The sequence below is a fragment of the Rhodobacter sp. SGA-6-6 genome, from assembly GCF_011043545.1.
In the GTDB taxonomy this organism is placed as follows: Bacteria; Pseudomonadota; Alphaproteobacteria; order Rhodobacterales; family Rhodobacteraceae; genus Pseudogemmobacter.
Map to the genome: position 1 here is coordinate 1 of NZ_JAAKGP010000045.1, position 1,750 is coordinate 1,750.

The window sequence follows — 1,750 nt, forward strand, 5'->3', positions numbered from 1 at the left end:
TAGGGGCTTCGACAGGCCGCCCCCGTGCGGGATTTCATCATTTTTCGTGATCATCTGGGTCTCCACGTTTCAGAAATGGAATGGAAATTTCAGGGGCCGAGAAATAGGCGCTGGCCGGGCGGCTTTTGCCCCGCAGGCCGGGGGCGGAAATAGGGTTCCTAGCCGGGAGGGGGGTGGGAGGCGCAGGGACGCCCCCCACCCGTTGCCCGCCCGCGCAGGGACGGGGACGGGCACCGACGCCACCCTCGGGCAGCGCCGCGCCAGCATGGGACAGGTGTCCAATCCGCCCTGCTGGCAGAGGGTGAGCCGGGGTCTCCCCCAGCCCGGCTCGCGCTGCAATTCGCAAGCCGCCCCCCATTCGATTAACCCGGCAGGCTGGCGGCGGCGGCGAGCAGCGCAATCGGCGAAGCGTCCGGGCGGCGGGCCACGGCGATACCGCTAGCCTCGGCCTGCCTGATGATGGCTTCCTCGGCCAGTTCGGCCTCAAGGATGTCACGTTCGGCCTGCGTCAGCCGTTTGGCGCGCGTCTGATCGCTCATCCCCGGTTCGCCCGCCAGCCTGTCGCCGATCTGCCCGGCGATCACGTCGCGCAGGTGTTCGCGGTTGGTGAGGGCGATCAGGCCGAGAAGCACCTCAAGGCCGGGCTTGGCATTCGGCGAGGTGTCGCCGGGGAACACCGGCATCGGCAAGCTCGGTCCCGTCCATTCCGGCTGGGTGGAGTATTCAAGGCCGAGCCGATCCACCGCTGCGGTCGCCGTCGCATCGAGCCACGCATCGACCCGCGCGAGCGCGGTGGCCTCATCCAACGGGGCGTGGCGGATCGCCTCGGCCCGCTCCTTGGCCTCCGCTACGGCATCTCGCGCCTGATCGAGCAGGTCGAGCAGCGTCATGCTGCTGGCCTGCGATTTGCGGAAGGTTTTCAAGAGATCAAGGATCACGGCAGCACCTCCTCGATACCGGACGGCATGGTCAGACCGACCAACTCCGCATGGGCGATGGCGGCCCGCAGGTTCGCCTTTGCGGCGGCGTAGGTTTCGCTGGCCTCGGCCTGTTCGATCTCGCGGACGGTCACATCGGCGGCGAGATCGGTCATCTGCGCCGCCAGCGCGGCGGCGCGTTCGGCGGCCTCTGCTTGCGCTGCGGGGCCGCTCGCCGATCCGGCGGCGAGGATGAGGTCGCGCTGGCGGGCGAGATCGCGGCGCTTATCGCGCAGATCGTGCAGGCCGTCGCTGATGCCGGTCAGGGTCGCCCGGGACCGGCGGGCGATGGCGGCCAGCGCGCTCAGCCGGGACGGGTCGAGTTGGATTTCTTGGGCCATGAAGCACCTCCTGCGATGGAGGTAGCGCGGCCCCGCGCCAGTTCGGAGGTCCGGTAAACCGGCGGCGGGGATCACCCGCCGCCTTCGCCCCGCAGGATGTCTGCCAATGCCGTCTTTCGGGGCATGGCCTTCTTCTGGGGGAGGCCGAGCCTGAGCAGCCGCCAGAACGTGGCGGTGGGTTCGGGAGCCGGGGCGGTGTCGCGCTTCCGGTCGGCGGCCCAGCCGCCCGCCGCGTATCGGTCGAATGATAGGATCATGGCCGCCGCCGCCCTGTTGTCGGACAGGTCGCGCCAGTCCGGGACCGCCTTCCTGACGTGCCGGATCAGCCGATCTCGCTTTTCCAGCAGGACGCCGTGCCGCGCCGTCTTTCCCGATGCGGGCGCGATCCCGAGACCCACATCAAGCGCAGTCCCGTTTTCCAACATGTCGGCC

At 69.4% G+C, this 1,750-nt stretch carries 2 protein-coding genes and 1 pseudogene; all 3 read right to left on the reverse strand.

From position 1 onward, the window contains the following. Nucleotides 1-362: 362 nt before the first annotated feature. Nucleotides 363-938 (reverse strand): hypothetical protein, encoded by a 576-nt coding sequence (locus G5B31_RS20835; RefSeq protein WP_165020105.1) that lies wholly within the window; start codon nucleotides 936-938, stop codon nucleotides 363-365. Then, a complete protein-coding gene (locus tag G5B31_RS20840; protein WP_165020106.1) occupies nucleotides 935-1,318 on the reverse strand; it encodes a hypothetical protein in 384 nt (127 codons plus the stop codon). Before G5B31_RS20840 ends, G5B31_RS20835 begins: the two co-directional genes overlap by 4 nt. A gap of 71 nt (nucleotides 1,319-1,389) precedes the next feature. Beyond that, nucleotides 1,390-1,750, reverse strand: a pseudogene (locus G5B31_RS20845) (hypothetical protein); the annotation flags it as partial.